Below are 17,652 nucleotides of genomic sequence, written 5' to 3'. Positions count from 1 at the left end.
CCCCCGAACCCCATCCCCTTAAGCTTGGGTGATGCTGACGATTTTTCCACCTTGACGGAGAATTTCTTGCATCTTATTTGATAAACGTTCGTAAGGTACGACAATCGCGTAGCTACTGCGTCTTACTTTGGGATACCCTGGAGAAAGCTGACCCGTTACTTCGATGCGATAGGAACGGTCTCCTATTCCGACTGCGTTTCCTACATTTTTTCTGGGAGATACATCGTTACTTGCACGGTAACTCCAGTTATTATTACTACCTGATGGTCCAACAATTGAAGATGCACTGTTGGTTCCTAATTCCCTGGCTAAACGAGACTTGTTTCCTTCTACCTGAGCGCGATCGCTATTGGCATAACCCCGGTATAAACGGAACATCCGATTAAACCCTACGGTTTTTTGTCCTGTTTGAGTTGCAAATCCACGATAATAAGGTACTATGTTATCACCAAAATTTTCGGTATACTCCACTGAATCAATGTAGGAGTCTATCTCAATGTCGTACCCTTCGTTATGATACAAATCGTTGTGGTAGCTCACTTCCGACTCATCGTAAGGAGCGCGACCCAATAAGTGCTTGTAATTTAGTTCGATAAATCGAGTTTGGAAATTGTTGTAGAAAAACTTCTTCTTATACAATTCCGATTTTGCAACTACACGCACAAACTCGCGCACGCTCATGTTACCGTCACGCAAAAGTGACTCAGCACTTGTGAGTTTTTCCGCAGCCATTAAATAATCATTACCTAAAAGCTGTTTATACGTAGCACGAATTACGCCTTCTATATCTTCCTTGGTGGCGTTGAGGCGTAATTCCACTCGCGGTGACTCATCAAAGGCTTCTGTTCCCAATCTGGATGCTGCTGATGTAATCGCCATTGCTATTATCCCCTTTTATTTTCACACAAATGGTGAACTGATTTTTGATATTTTTTTATCTATCTTTTAAAAACAATGCCCGGAGACCGATACAACCGCTAGGTGATAAACCCCATCCAGCACTTGCATCCCTCTCCGGGCTGACCGCAATACTTAGCTTAATGCGTTGATTGCGTAATCCATGTAGGTGTTAGCTTCGTTAGCAGCTTGACCGCTTAAACCGTGATTGCTTTTGATGTACTTCAAAGCTTCTATATACCAGCTAGGAGATAAGTCAAAAGAACGGTTGATTTCATCCAAACCTGCAATTAAGTACTCGTCCATAGGACCTGTACCACCAGCTACCAAACAGTAAGTTACCATTCTTAGATAGTGACCTACGTCGCGAGCGCACTTGGACTTACCGCGAGAATCAGCAGCGAACTGAGGTCCCTGCATTTGAGTGGTGTAAGGATACTTCTGATAAACAGCTTGAGCAGCACCATCAATCAATTGCTGAGCTTTGTTGGTCAAAGCACGAGCAGCTTCCATGCTCGCAGCAGCGCGATCAAAACGACCGTTAACAGCCTGTAATTCAGTGTTGCTTAAGAAACGACCTTGGGTATCGGCAGATGCAATTGCTTCGGTAATTGGTGTCTTCATGTCTTACAATCTCCTTTTATGTCTTGTTCTTTTTTTTGCCTGGATACCGATTTTTGGTTCCGGCTTGATTCTGGGTTTCTCTATCTTTATTTAGAATCTAGAAAGCGTTTTTCTACGCAACCGCAGCCGCAGCACGGTCAAAGTAACCACCCAATTCAGACATTAACTGGCTGCAATCACCCTTGGTGATTCCATTGGGGTCGTTAGCCATTTTGATCGCAGTATCTTTCATTTTTTGAACACCAACTGCTACGGAAGAACCGGGTGTACCCAAAGCTTGGTAAGTTTCGCGCAAACCATTCAAGCAACGGTCATCTAGTACGCTAGCGTCACCTGCAATCATGGAATAAGTTACATAGCGCAAGATGATTTCCATGTCGCGCAAGCAAGCAGCCATACGACGGTTGGTATAAGCGTTTCCACCAGGAGCAATTAACTGGGGCTGTTCTTCAAACAATGCACGAGCCGCATCGGTAACGATTTGAGAAGCATTGCTGGTAATCCGGTTAACAGTATCTAGGCGCTTGTTGCCTTCTTTTACCATGTTGCTCAGAGCATCTAACTGCTCGTTGCTCAAGAATTCACCTCTGGAGTCGGCTTGAGAAACTACCTTTGCGAATGCATCTAACATCGACTTTTTCTCCTGATTGCTTAGTTTTTATGTATGCCTTGATTAAAAATGGCAGTGTTTTATCAATGGATGGGATATAACAGATGTTGTTTTAACTGCCTTTTCGTTTTTCTCAATTTCTTTCTTCGACAATACCGAATTAGAAATATGAGAATCTTGGCTTATTTTATGAGAAATCGACAACCTTTACGAATTGATTGTCTCTTTTAAGTTTTGCCTGTTATTTAACCCCTCCAAATTATGTTTATACACTGCTATCAGAACATAATTTATTACAAAATGTTAATAAATACGATACTGCAATAAGAAAAACCTCAAGTCCTTCACATATAAGAACTTTGCCTGAAAAAACTGGCTTTTTATTGTTACAAAAGTTTGTATATTTACTTAAAATTGCTCATCTATTTATTTGTCAAGTTTTATTAATTATCCCAAAACCCTATGTATGGCAAGTAATTGAGTACCATGATACAATTCCAATCAGTAATGACTGACTTAATAGTTGTTAACAAAAACAAATATTAACTAAATGTAAAGATTTGAAAATTATTTTGCGATCGCCAAATCAAAAAAAGCTGAAAAGCCTTGGAATTCAAAGCGATTAGTGAAAAGTTCCCAGCGAACAGTTACTCACAAGGAACAAAAGAAAATTAATTGTCTATTGATCACTGTTGACTGTCTTAGGATTGGTATTTTCTATTTGAAGTAGGATTGATTCAGAAACTCGCTTAGCGTCGTCGTAAAACTTGTAATAAAGTTAAAAATACTTGAGGAAGAGGTGCAACAACTGCAACTAAATCCTTAGAAATAGGATGTTGTAACTGAAGTTTCCAAGCGTGTAAAGCTTGTCCGGGTAAGTTCACTCCTACCGAACGACCGGAACTATAAACAGAATCTCCTACAATGGGATGACCGATTTGAGCGCTATGGACGCGAATTTGATGGGTTCGTCCAGTTTCTAACTGAAAGTGCATTAATGTATAATTTCCTAAACGTTCTTTGATTTGCCAATGGGTAATAGCTTCTCGTCCACCTTTTTCCACGGGGACAACCGCCATTTTTTTGCGTTCTTTGGGATGACGACCTATGGGTAAATTAATGGTACCCAATTCTTCGGGAGTAACACCATACACTACACCAAGATATTCTCGTCGTGCAGTTTTGGCTTTAAGCTGGGCTTGTAAACTCTGATGTGCAACTTCAGTTTTGGCGATCGCGATCGCGCCTGTGGTATCTTTGTCAAGTCTGTGGACAATTCCGGGACGTTGAACACCCCCAATTCCTGGTAAATTGGGACAATGGGCCAAAAGTGCATTCACTAAAGTTCCGTCAGGATGACCTGGTGCGGGATGAACTACTAAACCTGCTGGTTTATTTAAAATTAGTATGTGATCGTCTTCATAAAGAATATCCAAAGGAATATTTTCCGAACGCAATTCTAAAGGTTCGGGCTGGGGTATCGTTAAAATAATCAAATCCCCTGCTTTTATCGGTACTTTTTTCGAGTGACAAACTTCACCATTAAGCTCAACGTTACCTTGTTCGATCAACTGTTGAATTCGCGATCGCGATAAATCGGTTTTATTTTGAGAAAGATAACTATCTAAACGGGAAGCGTTTTGCTCTACTCTTAAAGATATTGATTGATTTGATATCATTGGTGCAACTTCTCGAAATTGCTTCTTTCGGTACAAAAGGTAATTAAGAGGTGGTTTTTTGGTGTCTAGTTAAATTTCAAATAATAACCTATTATTATATTTTATTTATCGCTAACAGATTATTAGCTCTTAACTACTATGATTGATCGAAGGCAATATGTTTACAACGATATTTATAGCATTTTGTCCTAAATACTTAAAATTGTCAAAATATAAAAGTATTAAATCCAGCACGGGAGCAAACACCATTTGTCATTGCAACCGGAACGTAGTGCAGGGAAGCATTCACCCGTAGGGTGCGGTTCATCGCAGAATCTTTGGGATTACGTCGCTATCACCCGAAGGGTGCGGTTCATCGCTCGTAATGACAGGATGACGTTACTGTTGCGTAAGTCCTAAAATCCTACATTTTAATTGTAACTATTGAATTAATCGAAGCATGGAAAGATATGTAATAATTGCAACTATAATGCTAGTATAAAAAACTGATAACGTGTTCTAACTACATTGCTTGATTATTTTCAAATAATTTTGCAATGTTGAAATTTTTCTAAATGATTCGGCTCAAAGTTCCTTATTTTTGTTCTAGTATTTAAATGAGTGACGTTATAAGGAACGCTTAACAGAGTGTTAATAACTATCTAAAGAGTAAAATTGACTATTTATTAGACATATTTGGCTTTTTTTTATTTAGTGAAAGCATTCTGAGTACTAAATTGAAACCGAATTAACGAGATATGCAAAATAATAAATTGTCTTTAGAAAAATATTTATCGTTTGATTTAGAAAAAGCGGAAGATTATCAAAATCTAGAAGTAGACTTATTTGAGAATTTGAAAGATCAGGAAGATTCTTTTAGTGAAAATTATACAGAACTCAGCGGTCAAACTCAAAATTTAGATAATTCAAGTTTAAATGCATCTCAATCAGATGTTAATCAAAATAATGACAAGGTACATGATAACGGAAATAGCTTTCTAAATACAAATATTAATCAGGTAGATGATGGGATTAGAGAGGATTATTCCACCGTAGAAAAAAATGAAATCCACTATCTTAATTTCATTAGAAAATCTGAAATAGCGGTTTATCAACAAAATGCGTTAAGAAATCATCGTTACAGCGATTATCAGCAAGAAGAGAATCTCAAGACTTATACCGTTGTTTGTATTGATGATAGTAGAGCCGTAGTAAACGCGATTAAAATGTATTTAAATGATAAAATATTTTCTGTTATTGGCATCAATGATCCACTAAAAGCTCTAATGCAAATTGTCCGCTTAAAACCGGATATAATTTTATTAGATATTACTATGCCGACATTAGATGGATATGAATTGTGTTCTTTGTTAAGGAAACATTCTTTATTGAAAGAAACGCCGGTAATTATGGTGACAGGAAAAAAAGGAATCATCAATAGAGTTAAAGCCAAAATGGTAAAAGCATCAGATTATTTAACAAAACCCTTTCAGAAAAAAGATTTGCTCAAAGTAATATTTAAATATATTGTTTGATGATTATTTTCAAGCTTAAACCTGTATTTACGTCAAGTTAACCTTTTGTGAAAGCGAATAGTGGGAAAAAGTCAAACATACGTAGTTTTACGGAAGTGCAGTGAAGGAATTGTTAAGTGTATAACAGTACTGAACTGATGATATTATGAAACAGCTTTATGAAAAGCATTTACTTAAACTTCTCCGTAAAAGCTTCAGCTACAGCAATTAGTTACAGATTTGTATCTACCATTTCTCTAACATTGCTGTGCTTCTCCTCACCCTTACTCGTTATTAACACAGCTTCAGCACAGACAGCGGATAATACTAACCTTGAACAAACAGCAGTTGCGAGCATCAACTATGCAGTATCTACCTTAATGGAGGTATTGCGAAGTGAAAATGTAGAAGCTAGAATCAATGCTGCTCGTGCATTAGGTGGAATGGGTACTCAAGCTAAAATAGCTGAACCCGCTTTAACAGTAGCATTATACGACAAAGAAGCGCGAGTGCGTTATAGTGCTGCAAGCGCGATCGCAAATCTCGGTGGAGATACCAAAAATGCTTTTCCTGTCTTAGTCAAAGCTTTAGAAGATGAATCGAAATGGATTCGTCACGATGCTGCCTATGCTTTGAGCAATATTGCATTGAATTTCCAAGGGAAAGTTCGTGATTTATCAGCAGAAGAATTAAATCAAACAGTGACTAACCTTGAAAATAGCTTAAAAGTTATGCAAGATTCAAAATTAGAGATTCCCCCACAAGCGATTAAATCTATTAATGATTCCTTGGATACTTTGAAGAGAGAAAAACAGCGACAGTAATTTAGATCCAGAAGTCGGCTTTCTTAAACAAACCCGACTTCTCTGACAAGAAATACTTATGACTTTAGTCATAAATTTGAAATATTCAACATGAGATTTCTACCACAAACATTTTTTTGTTTAGAATGTTAATTAAGTGGGTCAAAGTTGTTTACAAAAAAATCCCCAACCCTATATCTTGCAATAATTACCACAAAAAACAGCTTTCATACTTCAATTTATTTGGTTAGCGAGAAAATTAGTTCTCGCAGAGAATGCAAGATATTAACAAAGATTTTTCCAATATTCCAACATTCCAACAAGTTATCAACAGAAGGTGTAGAAATGAATAGAACATTCAAACGTATATTCTTACCCAGTTTATTAGCTACAGGTATATTCGGTGCTACTTTTGTACCAGCAAAACCTGCTGCTGCTGATGATAAATTACTCGAAGACGTAGGAATTGGTGCTGCGGCTGGTGCGATTACCGGAATTATTACCAACAACGATTCTATTTTCACCAACGCTGCTAATGGTGCTGCTGCTGGTGCTGCGGTGAATGCTGCAAATAGCGGTAGAAGAAACAAAAGAGATCGTAACCTTGTTCAAGATATCGGAGCTGGTGCAGTCGGTGGTACTGTAGCAGGTGAAATTACCAACCGTAGAGGCACCCTGAGTAATACAATTAACGGTGCTGCTGCGGGTGCTGCTATCCATATTTTACGCAATAAATAAAGAATTGGTCATGGGTAATAGGGAATTAAATCTTTAAAATCCCTGTAATCCATGTAATCTATTTCAATCCGTGTTCTAGAATTGTTAGCTTTAAATCCAGCTTATTTTTTCATCAACCTATCCTTAACCTAACAGGACATCGAATTAAGGTATTCTACTTAATACAAAGGATTATTTGTTACATTAAGTGCTTACCTGAGTTAAAGATGACCAGACTATTGGATATCTTCTTAGCAGGGGGTTTTATGATGTTTCCTCTGCTATTTTTGTCGGTTGTAACCTTAGCTTACGCAATACAGCGCGGTTGGTTTTGGTTGAGGTTGGTGATTGAGGAAAGACAGGTAGTCCAGGATGTGTTAACGGTAGCACAATACGATTTGAACAAAGCAGAAAAAATCGCAAGAGGTAACAAAGATTTAGCAATTGCCCGTTTTCTTTCTGCACCGCTAAAACTGAATAATCCAACTCAGGAAAGCTTTCATTTAGCAGTAAAAGCAGCGGCTGATCAGGAATTAGTTGATATCGGCGGTAGTGACAAACTCTTAGAGAGCATAATTATTATTGCACCTTTATTGGGCATTTTAGGTACTGGTGGTGGTTTAATTGCCACTTTCATGACTTTTAGAAATGGTGGTGCAGACGGTAGCAATACTAGTGGGGTTGCAGATTCGATTTTGCAGGCATTGATTAGTAGTGCAGCAGGTATTGGGGTAGCGATTCTAGCATTTGCTTGTTTGCGATTTTTTGTAATATTACGTGCGCGTCGTGTAGATTATTTTTCTACACTAGGTAATCAATTAGAGTTGATTTATGTGCATTTTTGGGAGCAGCCAGTTGAAGATGCCAAAATCATTGAATAAATAGTCTACCTACGCTATCGAAATATTTAATTTATAACCTAATTAAAATGTAGAGACGTTGCAGTGCAACGTCTCTTTACGTAAGATATTGTATCAAATTAATATTCTATATTGCTGATTTGAAGTATAAAACGAATTGGATAACCAAAACGTTTATAGAGACGCAAGGATTTGCGTCTCTACATTCTGATTGCCTGTAAAATCAATTACAGATTAAGCAGGATTATTTTTCAACAAAAGAACAATTGCTCCTTTACCTTCTTTTGTAGGTACAAAAGAAATATACTTGATAAATTCACCTTTCTTGATTTCGTACAGAAGCTCAGAGGCTTCATCCTTTTTGATTCGAGATGCTTCAAAACCTTCGGATTCTAGGTTACTTTTGATAACTAGAGCTAATTCTTCAGGAGTGTTTTTTGCATCTTTACCCAAGACTTTTTCTACTTCGGGAGTGACAGCAAAATCCTTTTCTTCTGTCCAACCAAGTTGAGTGTAAAGATTGCTGAATGTTACATCAAATACTTGTTGCTCAGTCTGAGAATTTTCTTGCAGATTTTGATTACTCAATCTGTAGCAGTCAACTCTCTCTGAAGACAAAAGAATCATCGTACCCGGCTCTTTAGTTGCAAAAAGTTGCAAAAATTGAGTTAAATTTTCTTTGGAAACTTGATAAACCTTTGTATCAGGTTCGTCAGTGAGTTTTTCTACTTGGAAATCTGTAGCTGCTAATCTGTTCTCAAAATAAGCTGCAACTGCATCTAACGAATCAGATGTAAGTCGAGTACGTCTATCTAGTCTTGCGATTTGTGTTCCACAAAAAATCGGTCTAACGCTGATGTAGTTGGGAAAATCAGCAAATGGATTTACAGGAAGTTCTGTTGTATTGTTTGTTTCAGAAGGTGTTTCTTCTGATTGTGATTGTGTTGTTGTATCAGTAGATTCTGATGGTGCTATTTCTTCTGGTTGTGATTCTGTTGTTGTGCTGTTTGCTTCAGAAGATGTTTCTTCTGGTTGTGATTGAGTTGTTGTATCCGTAGATTCTGATTGTGCTATTTCTTCTGGTTCGGATACTGTATTTATAGGTTCTGGAACTAATTGGGATACTGGTTCGGATGGTGTGAAATTAATCTGCGACTCTGGTTCACTTGTACTAACATTGTTAGTTTCTGCTGGGAAATCTGGCAATGGTGCGGCATTGTTCTGTGATTCATTGAAAGAAATACCCGGCTCATTCAACGAAACATCTGATTCGCCTAAAGAATCACCCGACTGACTTGATTCATTTAAAGCTAAATCGGGGTTTGTATTAGTTCCATCTTCTAAATCGTTTAATAAAGGTGGTTCTTCGGGTATTGTTACCGTGTCCCCTTCACCCAAAGAATCTAGCTCTGGTTTCTCGGTAATCGAACCATCTTCGTTAAATAATTCTTCCTCGATTCCTGCTTCTGAGACATTTGCAGCATCTTCTGCATTTACATCAGCATCAGTCGAAGTGAAAGGTATTGGTGCTACAAATAGCAAACCGTGTAATGTTGCTGAAGCTAGCAACATTTGTGGAGAAACTTGTCGCAAGGGAACAAGCAAATTATTCAGAAAAAATGACTTAATCATGTATTTTGCTCTGGGAATCTGAATTGCACTTCGGGCAAGAAAAACTTAAGAAAATCAAATATCGATGCACAGAGCGAAACCAGATAATTATTTTGAAGCATAGAGCATGAATTATCAAGCCCAAAATTTCATACTCTATACTTTCTTAGTCAAAATTTATAGCATCCTGTATATCAATATGTTAATCATAGCATTATTTGAAATTCATATTGTTTTTTTGGCTTACAAAAGCTAGCTTAATTATAGATATTTATATGACTTTTTTCAAAACAAAATTTTTAATTTTTTTTGACAAAAACAATAGTTACTATTACCTAAAAATCAAAAATTAAACTGATTTTAATAATTTTCGACTGGTTTGTTTAACAATTCTTAACTAGTAAAAGGGTAGGGTATTTCTGGTAAGAACCTCACGTAGAATTCTATCCCCCACAAATCGAAATACTATGAATTTTAAAGCTACTGCATTGAATCGAATCGTAACTTCTTCTGTTGCTGCTGCTGCTGTTGTATTAAGTCCTGTTTTCGCAACAGTTGCTCAAGCGCAAACTCAATCTTTAACTGGTGCAGGTGCTAGTTTCCCTGCTCTTTTGTATCAACAATATACTCGTGAAGTTCGTAAAACACACTCTGATTTGCAAGTAAGCTACACCTCTTGTGGTTCTAGCTGTGGTATCCGCAACTTTATCAACGGAACTGTTGATTTTGGTGCTAGTGACGCAGCTATGAGCGATGCAGATATTGCTAAAGTTAGCCGTGGCACAATTTTAGTACCTACCGCAGGTGGTGCTGTTTCTGTTATTCATAACATTCCTGGTGTAAAGGATCTCAAGTTGTCCCGCACAACTCTACCTTTGATCTTTGGCGGCGCAATCACCAACTGGAACGACGCTAGAATCAAAAAAGATAATCCTGGCGTTAACTTGCCTAACCTAGCTATCACACCTGTTGTCCGTGCAGATGGTTCCGGTACCACTTTTATCTTCACAAACCACCTCAGCACCATTAGCAGCTACTTCAAGGGAAGAGTTGGTACTGGTCAGAATCCAAGCTGGCGTTTTAAGTCAGTGAGAAAGGGTCCCGGTAACAATGGTGTAGCTGCTTTGGTTAAACGTACTCGTGGTTCTGTTGGTTACGTTAACGACTCTTACGCTTTTCAGAACAAGCTTAACTCTGCAATGGTTCAAAACAGCAGCGGACAGTTTGTGGCTCCTTCTTTGAAGGCTTCTAACGAAGCTTTGGCTAGCGTCCAGTTCCCCGCTAACTACCGCGTATTCGTTGGAGATTCTTCCAAGGGTTATCCCATCGTTGGTTTAACCTGGATGATGATTTACAAAAAGTACCCCACCGCTGCTAAAGCTGCCGCTGTTAAGAAGTGGATCAATTGGGTAATGACCAAAGGTCAAAGCTTGAACGACGATTTGCTCTTCACCAGCATTCCTGCTAGCGTTAGACAGCGTGTTATTAATCAAGTTAACAGTGAAGTTAAGTAATTAATTTAGAACGCAGAAAGCTTTTAATTTGAATTGAGTTAAGAGTAAATTTTTCTAACTTCTGTGTTTCCAATTATTAGTTAATTGAACGAAGATGGGGTGGGCATTATGATCATTTTGCCCACCCTTGTTTTCAGGTGTGTGTAGTAAATTTACTTGATTGTAATTACAATCCAAAATCTAAAATCTAAAATCTAAATCACGGGTAATGGCTAATTCATCGGTTCAACCAAATTCAGCAGTTGATGGCAAGCTCGATATTTTCGCTCAAGATGCGAAAAATATATGGTTAGAGAAAGGGTTTAAGTGGCTGGTACATGGTTTTGCAATTTTTGTGGCAATTCTGTTTCTGTGGATGGTTTACATCATTTTTCAGCAAGCAAAACCAGCCATTGATAAGTTTGGGCTAGGATTTTTGTGGAGTCAAGAATGGAATATTGAAGCTGAGATTTATGGTGCATTACCCTACATTTACGGAACACTTGCAAGCAGCCTTTTAGCGATTTTAATTGCCGTACCTGTAGGGTTGGCGATCGCCTTAGTTACCAGTGAAGATTTTTTACCTTCCTACGTGCGATCGCCAGCAGCTTTTATGGTGGAATTAATCGCTGCAATTCCCAGTGTAATTATTGGTTTGTGGGGCGTTTATATTTTAATTCCGGTTATTTTACCCTTGCAAACTTGGTTGTCGGCAAATTTCAAATGGATACCGCTGTTTAATACTGATTCCCCTAGTGGTGATAATTTATTAACAGCGGGAATTATTTTAGCTATTATGATTTTGCCAATAATGGCAGCAATTAGCCGCGATGTTTTGTTAGTAATTCCCAAACATTATCGCAGCGGTTCGATGGCTTTAGGTGCTACTCGTTGGGAAACGATTTTTCGAGTATTATTACCTACTGGATTGCCTGGTATTGTTGGTGCTACTATGCTGGCTTTGGGACGTGCTTTAGGCGAAACAGTAGCTGTAACAATGGTAATCGGGAACTCACTATTCATCAGTGCTTCGTTGCTAGATGGAAGTTATACAATTCCGGCTGTATTAGCGAATGAATTTCCTGAAGCTGAGATTGGACTGCACACCGGAGCGTTAACGTATCTAGCTTTGATTTTGTTCGTTATTACTCTAGCAGTTAACATCGGGGCTGTGGTATTAGTTCAGTTATTGAATCGGAAGAAAAAGTAATTAATGTGACGTTAATGTCGGAAAGTTAGCAGTACTTCAGATAGACAAAGATTGGGATTGAAAATATTTCGCTAGGATTGAGGCAAATGAGTGCTAGTAAACGTCCGGAAATTGATTTGTCTGTAGCAAGGGAAGTATGTAGCCCTCTGTCGCCAGAAAGGTTTGTCTTCCAATATGGAATGACATTTATTGCTTTTTTTCTGACCTTTTTGGCATTATTACCTTTATTTTCACTAATATGGGTAATTTTCGCAAGAGGATTGTCTAATCTCAGACCAGAGATGTTTGTTAAGCAAGTGGTTGATTTTGGGTTTGCCAATGCGATTGTTGGTACTATCAAAATGGTTGGTATTGCTTCATTGTTTAGCATTCCGCTTGGGGTAATCACGGGGATATTTCTATCGGAATTTGGTAAAGATTCCAAAATCTATGGAATTGTGCGCTTTTTTACTACTGTCCTTAGCGGTGTACCTTCAATTGTTGTGGGTGTATTTGCTTATGGTGTTTTTGTGATTACAACTAAGCAATTTAGCGCTGTTGCTGGTGGATTTGCTTTAGCTATTATTATGCTGCCGATTATCGCTCTCACAACCGAACAAGTACTAAAACTTGTTCCCAATTCTTTACGTTTAGCATCCGCTGCATTGGGAGGAAACCGCTTCCAAACTACTTTTAAGGTTGTGTTAGCTGCTGGCTTACCTGGAATTACTACAGCTATATTATTGGCGATCGCTCGTGCTTCTGGTGAAACTGCACCGCTACTTTTCACAGCTTTGTTTAGCGATTTTTGGACAGAAAGTTTGCTGCGTCCTACAGCTTCTCTACCTGTATTAATTTATCGCTTTTATCAGCAAGACGACCCTCAAATCTTCCAATTAATTTGGACTGCTTCGATTGTATTAGTCAGTTTAGTGTTCTTATTAAATCTTCTGTCTAGGGTAATTACCAGTAAAAAAAGGTAAATACAGCAGATTCCAGGTTTCTTCAGTTGCAGTTTATTAGTTTATATCGTCAAAGTTTCTTTCTTCATGAGTAACTTAATTCCAGCCATTACTGTCAAAAATCTTGCTTTCTATTACGGTACTTTCAAGGCACTTCAAGGAGTGTCCCTAGATATTTATCAAAAGCAAGTAACAGCTCTTATCGGTCCTTCTGGTTGCGGTAAATCAACTTTGATCAAATCTCTCAATCGCATCGGCGAATTAGAGGCTGATGTCAGAGTTGATGGAAAAGTAGAATTTTTCGGTCAAAATATCTACTCTCCCCGCGTCAACCTTAACAGACTACGCCGCCAAATCGGTATGGTCTTCCAAAAACCGAATCTATTCCCGATGAGCATTTATGATAACGTAGCTTATGGAATCCGCATTGCCAGGCATTGTCCTAAATCTGAATTAGATGGGATTGTCGAATCTGCAATTAAAGGTGCTGCATTATGGGATGAAGTCAAGGACAAACTATACAAATCTGCTTTAGGTTTGTCTGGAGGTCAACAACAGCGTTTATGTATTGCTCGTTCTTTGGCTGTTAGACCCCAAATATTGCTAATGGATGAACCTTGTTCGGCGTTAGACCCCATTGCAACCATGAAGATTGAAGAGTTAATTCATGAATTACGCGGTGAATTAACAATTGCGATCGTTACTCATAATATGCAACAAGCGCAACGTGTAGCCGACTTCACCGCATTCTTCACTACTGATGAAAGCCGTGCCGGACAAATGGTTGAATTTGGAGCTACTCAACAAATATTCAAGAACCCCCTCGATCAGCGGACTCGCGATTACGTCTCTGGACGTTTTGGCTAAGTTACGACGACCACATATAATATATTTTTCAGGGTGCAGTCTCCGTTTTTTTTTCGGATTTAAATAAATATTAATTAAGTAATTAAATATTAAATTTATCAAGGCTATTATATACTTTTGCTTATATGAAAGCTTGTAGGTAATTTCATAACTTTTGATGATAAAAAAAATTGATGATGACAAATAAAAAAATGTAGAGATATCCCATTGTATATCTCTACAAAATATGTATAAAACAATGAATATAGAGTAACCTTAATAAGCACCAGTTTTGTGCAGTAATACTTTAAAAGTGCGGAGAAAAATGTTCAAATCAAGTGATATTGACCAATTCTCAATGTAGCTCATATCTAATTTAATTACATCATCAAAATTATCGATTTCAGAACGTCCAGAAACCTGCCATAATCCAGTAATACCGGGGAGAACTTCTTGACGAATAAAATGCTTGGTTTGAAATTTTTGTACGTCGCGGATTGGTAAAGGTCGAGGACCAATTAAACTCATTTCACCAACTAATACATTAAAAAATTGCGGTAATTCATCCAGACTGTAACGGCGTAAAAACTGACCAACTCTAGTTACTCTAGGGTCATTTTTCATTTTAAAAAACACACCATCTTTCATTTCATTTTTAGCTTCTAAAGAAACTTGAATTTTTTCTGCATCGGTAATCATTGTCCGGAATTTCCAAATCAGAAACTCTCTACTATGTAAACCAATACGTTTTTGACGAAAAAATATTGGTCCGGGAGAATCCAGTTTAATCAGTACAGCAATAGATAAATAAACAGGTGCGAGTAGGACTATTAAAAATAGCGCAAAATAAAAGTCAAACAACCGCTTTAACCAAAAATCAACCCCAGGAAAAATGGGTGCTGTAATGGTGGGGAAAGCTAATTCTCCAATCAAACTAAACTGAGATTTGGAGAAAGGAAGTTTATTTTCTGTTGGTAGAATGTGTATGGTAATTCCTGCATTATAAAAATGCCAGCAAAGAAAGGAGCGGTTTTTTATTGAATCCCAGGAAATAAATATTTCCTCTACATTTTGACTGCTTAAAAATGCAAAAGTCTTTTCTCTATTAGCCCAATCGAGACAGCTAGATTCTGCAAAACCTTGTACTGTATAACAGTTATCTTTTTCGACAATGTTGATTAATTGCTCTTTTTCTTGAGCGTCTGCGATGATAAAAATTGAATGACGAATGATACCTTTTTGGCGCAGAAAATTAGTTGAGAAATCGAATATTTTTCTAAAAATACAGATAGAAGCGATAGATGCAAGCCAATACAATAAATAATTAGAACGCTGAATGTAAGTACTTGGGTCGTAGATATAAGTGATGAATAATAGCAGTATAGATGATAAGGAAATTGCTTTTACGATGCTTACATAATTACGACGGTACATACCTGCTCGGTAAACACCACTGTTAACAAGAATAGCAATTTGAACTCCTAAACTTAGTAATAGAAATGGTAGATTTTTTGTCCATTCAGATTGTAAGGGAGAACTGTAAGTAATAACTAAATTCCAAGCGATACTCAAGGATGAAATATCGAGCAGTATTAATAGAATTACGCGCAGCAATCGGATAAATAATCCTCGCTGTATAGTTGCACTTTTCGCGGAGCGTAAGTCGGGCTTGAAGCTATTTATCGCTACATTCACGTAAGACACGATACTCAAATCTCCTGTTATAAATGTGTGTGAAATAAGGTTAGTTGAATTATCAAAATTAATGCAATAGAGTATCTAGTAGGATTTTGCTCGATCAGAAAAACCAAAGATTTCCTGAATCAATAATTTACCGATAAACCAGGGTTGAACTAAATAGCGCTTCCATAGTCTTTTGGGTTCGCTAAACAGACGATAAGACCATTCCAATCCCATTTTTCCCATCCACCGTGGGGGAGTTGGAACGACACCTGCAATATAGTCCATACAAGCACCACTGGGTAGAATTGCATTGGTCTGAAGCTGGTCGAGATTATCGAGAATCCAACGTTCTTGACGAGGCATACTCATTCCTACCATTAAAATGTGAGGTTGGAAAGCGTTGATTGCAGCGATGGTAGTTTGATTCTCTGGACTATCTTTAGTCACGTCGATATAACCATGAGCGCAAGCAATCTCTAAACCAGGGTATTTTTGACGTAAGATATCTGCTCCTTGTTGAGCAACTCCCGGTTTAGAACCTAAATAAAATATACGCCAATTTTTGTTAACAGCTTCTTCCATTAAAGACCATACCCAGTCAGCATAGGTAACTCGATGTTCTCGCTCGATGGAATATCCCCGCAGTTTACCAATGAATACTAATGGCATACCATCAACATGGATATAGTCAGCCTTGTTATAGAATTTACGCATCAGAGCGTCATGATGGTAAATATACAGACTATGCAAATTGTGATTGGCAATAATCCATTTTTTTTGCTGTTGAATAGACTCTGCAACTAAAGCATTCAATTGGGAAATATTGAGTGCATCGACTTCAATACCGAGAAATTTTAATGGGGAACGATTCATAGGTTTAAGATGTTTTAAAAGTTAAGCATTACTTGTGGATAAGAGAATATTTGCAATAGATTGCGCTCTAGCATTCCAGGAATATTTCTCTTTAATTAAGTTGTATGCAGCCTGAGCAAGGGGTTGATATTTTGCTTGATTTAAAGCAACATCTAAGATTTTTTGAGCAATGTCTTCGGCAGAGTAATCTGTTACTAAAAGATGTTGGAGATGGCGAAATTCTTCTAAACCACGCAATCCTTCAGGTGTGGAAATTACTAGTTTTTGACTTGCGAAATAATCAAGGGCTTTATTCCGCGCTCCTCCTGCTACTGCTTGTTTAGAAAATGGTAATAGAGTAATATCTGCATATTTAATGTGAGTTATAAAATCATTTCTACTAGGCAAAAATCCTGTGAATGAAATATTAGATGGGAATGTTTTTTCAATGTCGTCTTTGTTGCGACCGATGACAACAAAATGTATTTTTTCTGGCTGATTTTCTAGTTTTTTAGCAATATCTATTGTCATGGATACTGACATATCATTAGTCGGAAATCCATAGGTTTTCGGCGCGACAACTACTACAATTTTAGCTGGTCGTAATTGTTTATAAGGGTCTGTATCATTTAAAGAATGACTATTTAATAAATCTTCTGTAACTCCATTTCCTATACAGGATATTTGTTTGGGAGTTCTTCCATACCACTGAGAAATTAATTCGGGGGTAGATTCCCCAGCAGCAATGATAGGATGACCAGAAAAGATAAGTATTCCTTGAGCAATATAGGTTTTAATACATTGTTTGAACTCTTGAAACCAATTATTCACTGAAGATAAACGAGTCCAATATTCATAAGCAGAAAAAGTATGAAAATCCAAGACAAGAGAGCAATTTTGATTTTTTTTGAGTTTAAGAGCAATCAATGCAGCTATACTTGGAAGTGTTTCTTGAGCATATATAATATCTGGACGAAACTCATCAATAGATTTTTGTACTGCTTTAATATATGATTTAAGACTTCTAGAACCGACAGAAATTGATTGAGCATAATTAACAGATGAACAATCTAATCCTAGTTGACATACATCAAAATATTTAACTAGATATTGTCCAAGATAAAAAGGTCTGGTAAAAGCGCCAAAAGGCTCGCTAGAATCAAGATTAGAAACAATTAATAAACGTTTACCCATAATATAATTGGTAATTGGTAATTGGTAATTGGTAATTGGTAATTGGTGATTGGTGATTGGTAATTGGTAATTGGTAATTGAGAATAATATTAATGAGTTCTGGTTATTTTTTAATTAGTATTATGCAATTTCCTGCGGT

General features: G+C 37.4%; 16 protein-coding genes. 8 read left to right on the top strand and 8 right to left on the bottom strand.

Annotated elements, in window-relative coordinates; all coding sequences use genetic code 11:
* Window positions 1–18: 18 nt before the first annotated feature.
* The 4 genes from IQ247_RS08995 to IQ247_RS08980 all read right to left on the bottom strand — a co-directional run bounded on the left by IQ247_RS08995 (window position 19) and on the right by IQ247_RS08980 (window position 3,810).
* Window positions 19–879, bottom strand: coding sequence for a phycobilisome linker polypeptide (locus IQ247_RS08995; protein ID WP_193919093.1), 861 nt, complete (start codon window positions 877–879; stop codon window positions 19–21).
* A 153-nt stretch (window positions 880–1,032) separates the two neighbouring features.
* The gene (gene cpcA / locus IQ247_RS08990; protein WP_193919091.1) at window positions 1,033–1,521 is read right to left on the bottom strand and encodes a C-phycocyanin subunit alpha; all 489 of its coding nucleotides are present in this window, start codon (window positions 1,519–1,521) and stop codon (window positions 1,033–1,035) included.
* A 112-nt stretch (window positions 1,522–1,633) separates the two neighbouring features.
* The gene (gene cpcB / locus IQ247_RS08985) at window positions 1,634–2,152 is read right to left on the bottom strand and encodes a C-phycocyanin subunit beta (RefSeq protein WP_193919089.1); all 519 of its coding nucleotides are present in this window, start codon (window positions 2,150–2,152) and stop codon (window positions 1,634–1,636) included.
* A 728-nt stretch (window positions 2,153–2,880) separates the two neighbouring features.
* On the bottom strand, window positions 2,881–3,810 hold the full coding sequence (locus tag IQ247_RS08980) for an RluA family pseudouridine synthase (protein WP_193919087.1): 930 nt from the start codon (window positions 3,808–3,810) through the stop codon (window positions 2,881–2,883).
* Between the two features lie 737 nt (window positions 3,811–4,547).
* Between IQ247_RS08980 and IQ247_RS08975 the strand changes: the two genes are divergently transcribed.
* From IQ247_RS08975 to IQ247_RS08960, 4 genes are all read left to right on the top strand, one after another.
* On the top strand, window positions 4,548–5,324 hold the full coding sequence (locus IQ247_RS08975; protein WP_193919085.1) for a response regulator: 777 nt from the start codon (window positions 4,548–4,550) through the stop codon (window positions 5,322–5,324).
* Window positions 5,325–5,482: 158 nt separating this feature from the next.
* Complete coding sequence (locus tag IQ247_RS08970; protein WP_193919083.1) at window positions 5,483–6,127, top strand: HEAT repeat domain-containing protein; 645 nt, start codon at window positions 5,483–5,485, stop codon at window positions 6,125–6,127.
* A gap of 324 nt (window positions 6,128–6,451) precedes the next feature.
* Entirely contained in the window at window positions 6,452–6,844 is a 393-nt protein-coding gene (locus IQ247_RS08965) for a hypothetical protein (RefSeq protein WP_193919081.1), read from the top strand.
* Window positions 6,845–7,050: 206 nt separating this feature from the next.
* Window positions 7,051–7,704 (top strand): MotA/TolQ/ExbB proton channel family protein, encoded by a 654-nt coding sequence (locus IQ247_RS08960; RefSeq protein WP_193919079.1) that lies wholly within the window; start codon window positions 7,051–7,053, stop codon window positions 7,702–7,704.
* Between the two features lie 213 nt (window positions 7,705–7,917).
* Here the strand turns inward: IQ247_RS08960 and IQ247_RS08955 are convergent, their stop codons facing one another.
* Complete coding sequence (locus IQ247_RS08955; protein ID WP_193919076.1) at window positions 7,918–9,315, bottom strand: hypothetical protein; 1,398 nt, start codon at window positions 9,313–9,315, stop codon at window positions 7,918–7,920.
* Window positions 9,316–9,761: 446 nt separating this feature from the next.
* Here IQ247_RS08955 and pstS point away from each other — a divergent pair, with 446 nt between their 5' ends.
* From pstS to pstB, 4 genes are all read left to right on the top strand, one after another.
* Window positions 9,762–10,808 carry a phosphate ABC transporter substrate-binding protein PstS gene (pstS, locus tag IQ247_RS08950; RefSeq protein ID WP_193919074.1) on the top strand — a complete coding sequence of 349 codons (1,047 nt, stop codon included), beginning with the start codon at window positions 9,762–9,764 and terminating at the stop codon, window positions 10,806–10,808.
* Between the two features lie 208 nt (window positions 10,809–11,016).
* A complete protein-coding gene (gene pstC / locus IQ247_RS08945; RefSeq protein ID WP_193919072.1) occupies window positions 11,017–11,997 on the top strand; it encodes a phosphate ABC transporter permease subunit PstC in 981 nt (326 codons plus the stop codon).
* Between the two features lie 86 nt (window positions 11,998–12,083).
* On the top strand, window positions 12,084–12,959 hold the full coding sequence (gene pstA, locus IQ247_RS08940; RefSeq protein ID WP_193919070.1) for a phosphate ABC transporter permease PstA: 876 nt from the start codon (window positions 12,084–12,086) through the stop codon (window positions 12,957–12,959).
* 66 nt (window positions 12,960–13,025) lie between these two features.
* On the top strand, window positions 13,026–13,805 hold the full coding sequence (pstB, locus tag IQ247_RS08935; protein WP_193919068.1) for a phosphate ABC transporter ATP-binding protein PstB: 780 nt from the start codon (window positions 13,026–13,028) through the stop codon (window positions 13,803–13,805).
* Window positions 13,806–14,060: 255 nt separating this feature from the next.
* Here the strand turns inward: pstB and IQ247_RS08930 are convergent, their stop codons facing one another.
* From IQ247_RS08930 to IQ247_RS08920, 3 genes are all read right to left on the bottom strand, one after another.
* Entirely contained in the window at window positions 14,061–15,488 is a 1,428-nt protein-coding gene (locus IQ247_RS08930) for a sugar transferase (protein WP_193919066.1), read from the bottom strand.
* Window positions 15,489–15,563: 75 nt separating this feature from the next.
* A complete protein-coding gene (locus IQ247_RS08925; RefSeq protein ID WP_193919064.1) occupies window positions 15,564–16,340 on the bottom strand; it encodes a WecB/TagA/CpsF family glycosyltransferase in 777 nt (258 codons plus the stop codon).
* A gap of 21 nt (window positions 16,341–16,361) precedes the next feature.
* Window positions 16,362–17,513 carry a glycosyltransferase family 4 protein gene (locus tag IQ247_RS08920; RefSeq protein ID WP_193919062.1) on the bottom strand — a complete coding sequence of 384 codons (1,152 nt, stop codon included), beginning with the start codon at window positions 17,511–17,513 and terminating at the stop codon, window positions 16,362–16,364.
* Window positions 17,514–17,652: the final 139 nt, after the last annotated feature.

The organism is Plectonema cf. radiosum LEGE 06105, assembly GCF_015207665.1.
Taxonomy (GTDB): Bacteria; Cyanobacteriota; Cyanobacteriia; order Cyanobacteriales; family Nostocaceae; genus Rivularia; species Rivularia radiosa_A.
Note: the sequence above shows the minus strand (reverse complement) of the source record. Positions and strands in the feature narration are given on the sequence as shown.

Coding starts and splice junctions, on each gene's coding strand:
- pstC (WP_193919072.1), top strand. CDS start 11,017: ATGGCTAATTCATCGGTTCAACCAAATTCAGCAGTTGATGGCAAGCTC.
- IQ247_RS08975 (WP_193919085.1), top strand. CDS start 4,548: ATGCAAAATAATAAATTGTCTTTAGAAAAATATTTATCGTTTGATTTA.
- IQ247_RS08960 (WP_193919079.1), top strand. CDS start 7,051: ATGACCAGACTATTGGATATCTTCTTAGCAGGGGGTTTTATGATGTTT.
- cpcA (WP_193919091.1), bottom strand. CDS start 1,521: ATGAAGACACCAATTACCGAAGCAATTGCATCTGCCGATACCCAAGGT.
- IQ247_RS08970 (WP_193919083.1), top strand. CDS start 5,483: ATGAAAAGCATTTACTTAAACTTCTCCGTAAAAGCTTCAGCTACAGCA.
- IQ247_RS08995 (WP_193919093.1), bottom strand. CDS start 879: ATGGCGATTACATCAGCAGCATCCAGATTGGGAACAGAAGCCTTTGAT.
- pstS (WP_193919074.1), top strand. CDS start 9,762: ATGAATTTTAAAGCTACTGCATTGAATCGAATCGTAACTTCTTCTGTT.
- IQ247_RS08955 (WP_193919076.1), bottom strand. CDS start 9,315: ATGATTAAGTCATTTTTTCTGAATAATTTGCTTGTTCCCTTGCGACAA.
- cpcB (WP_193919089.1), bottom strand. CDS start 2,152: ATGTTAGATGCATTCGCAAAGGTAGTTTCTCAAGCCGACTCCAGAGGT.
- pstB (WP_193919068.1), top strand. CDS start 13,026: ATGAGTAACTTAATTCCAGCCATTACTGTCAAAAATCTTGCTTTCTAT.
- IQ247_RS08965 (WP_193919081.1), top strand. CDS start 6,452: ATGAATAGAACATTCAAACGTATATTCTTACCCAGTTTATTAGCTACA.
- IQ247_RS08980 (WP_193919087.1), bottom strand. CDS start 3,810: ATGATATCAAATCAATCAATATCTTTAAGAGTAGAGCAAAACGCTTCC.
- IQ247_RS08925 (WP_193919064.1), bottom strand. CDS start 16,340: ATGAATCGTTCCCCATTAAAATTTCTCGGTATTGAAGTCGATGCACTC.
- IQ247_RS08920 (WP_193919062.1), bottom strand. CDS start 17,513: ATGGGTAAACGTTTATTAATTGTTTCTAATCTTGATTCTAGCGAGCCT.
- pstA (WP_193919070.1), top strand. CDS start 12,084: ATGAGTGCTAGTAAACGTCCGGAAATTGATTTGTCTGTAGCAAGGGAA.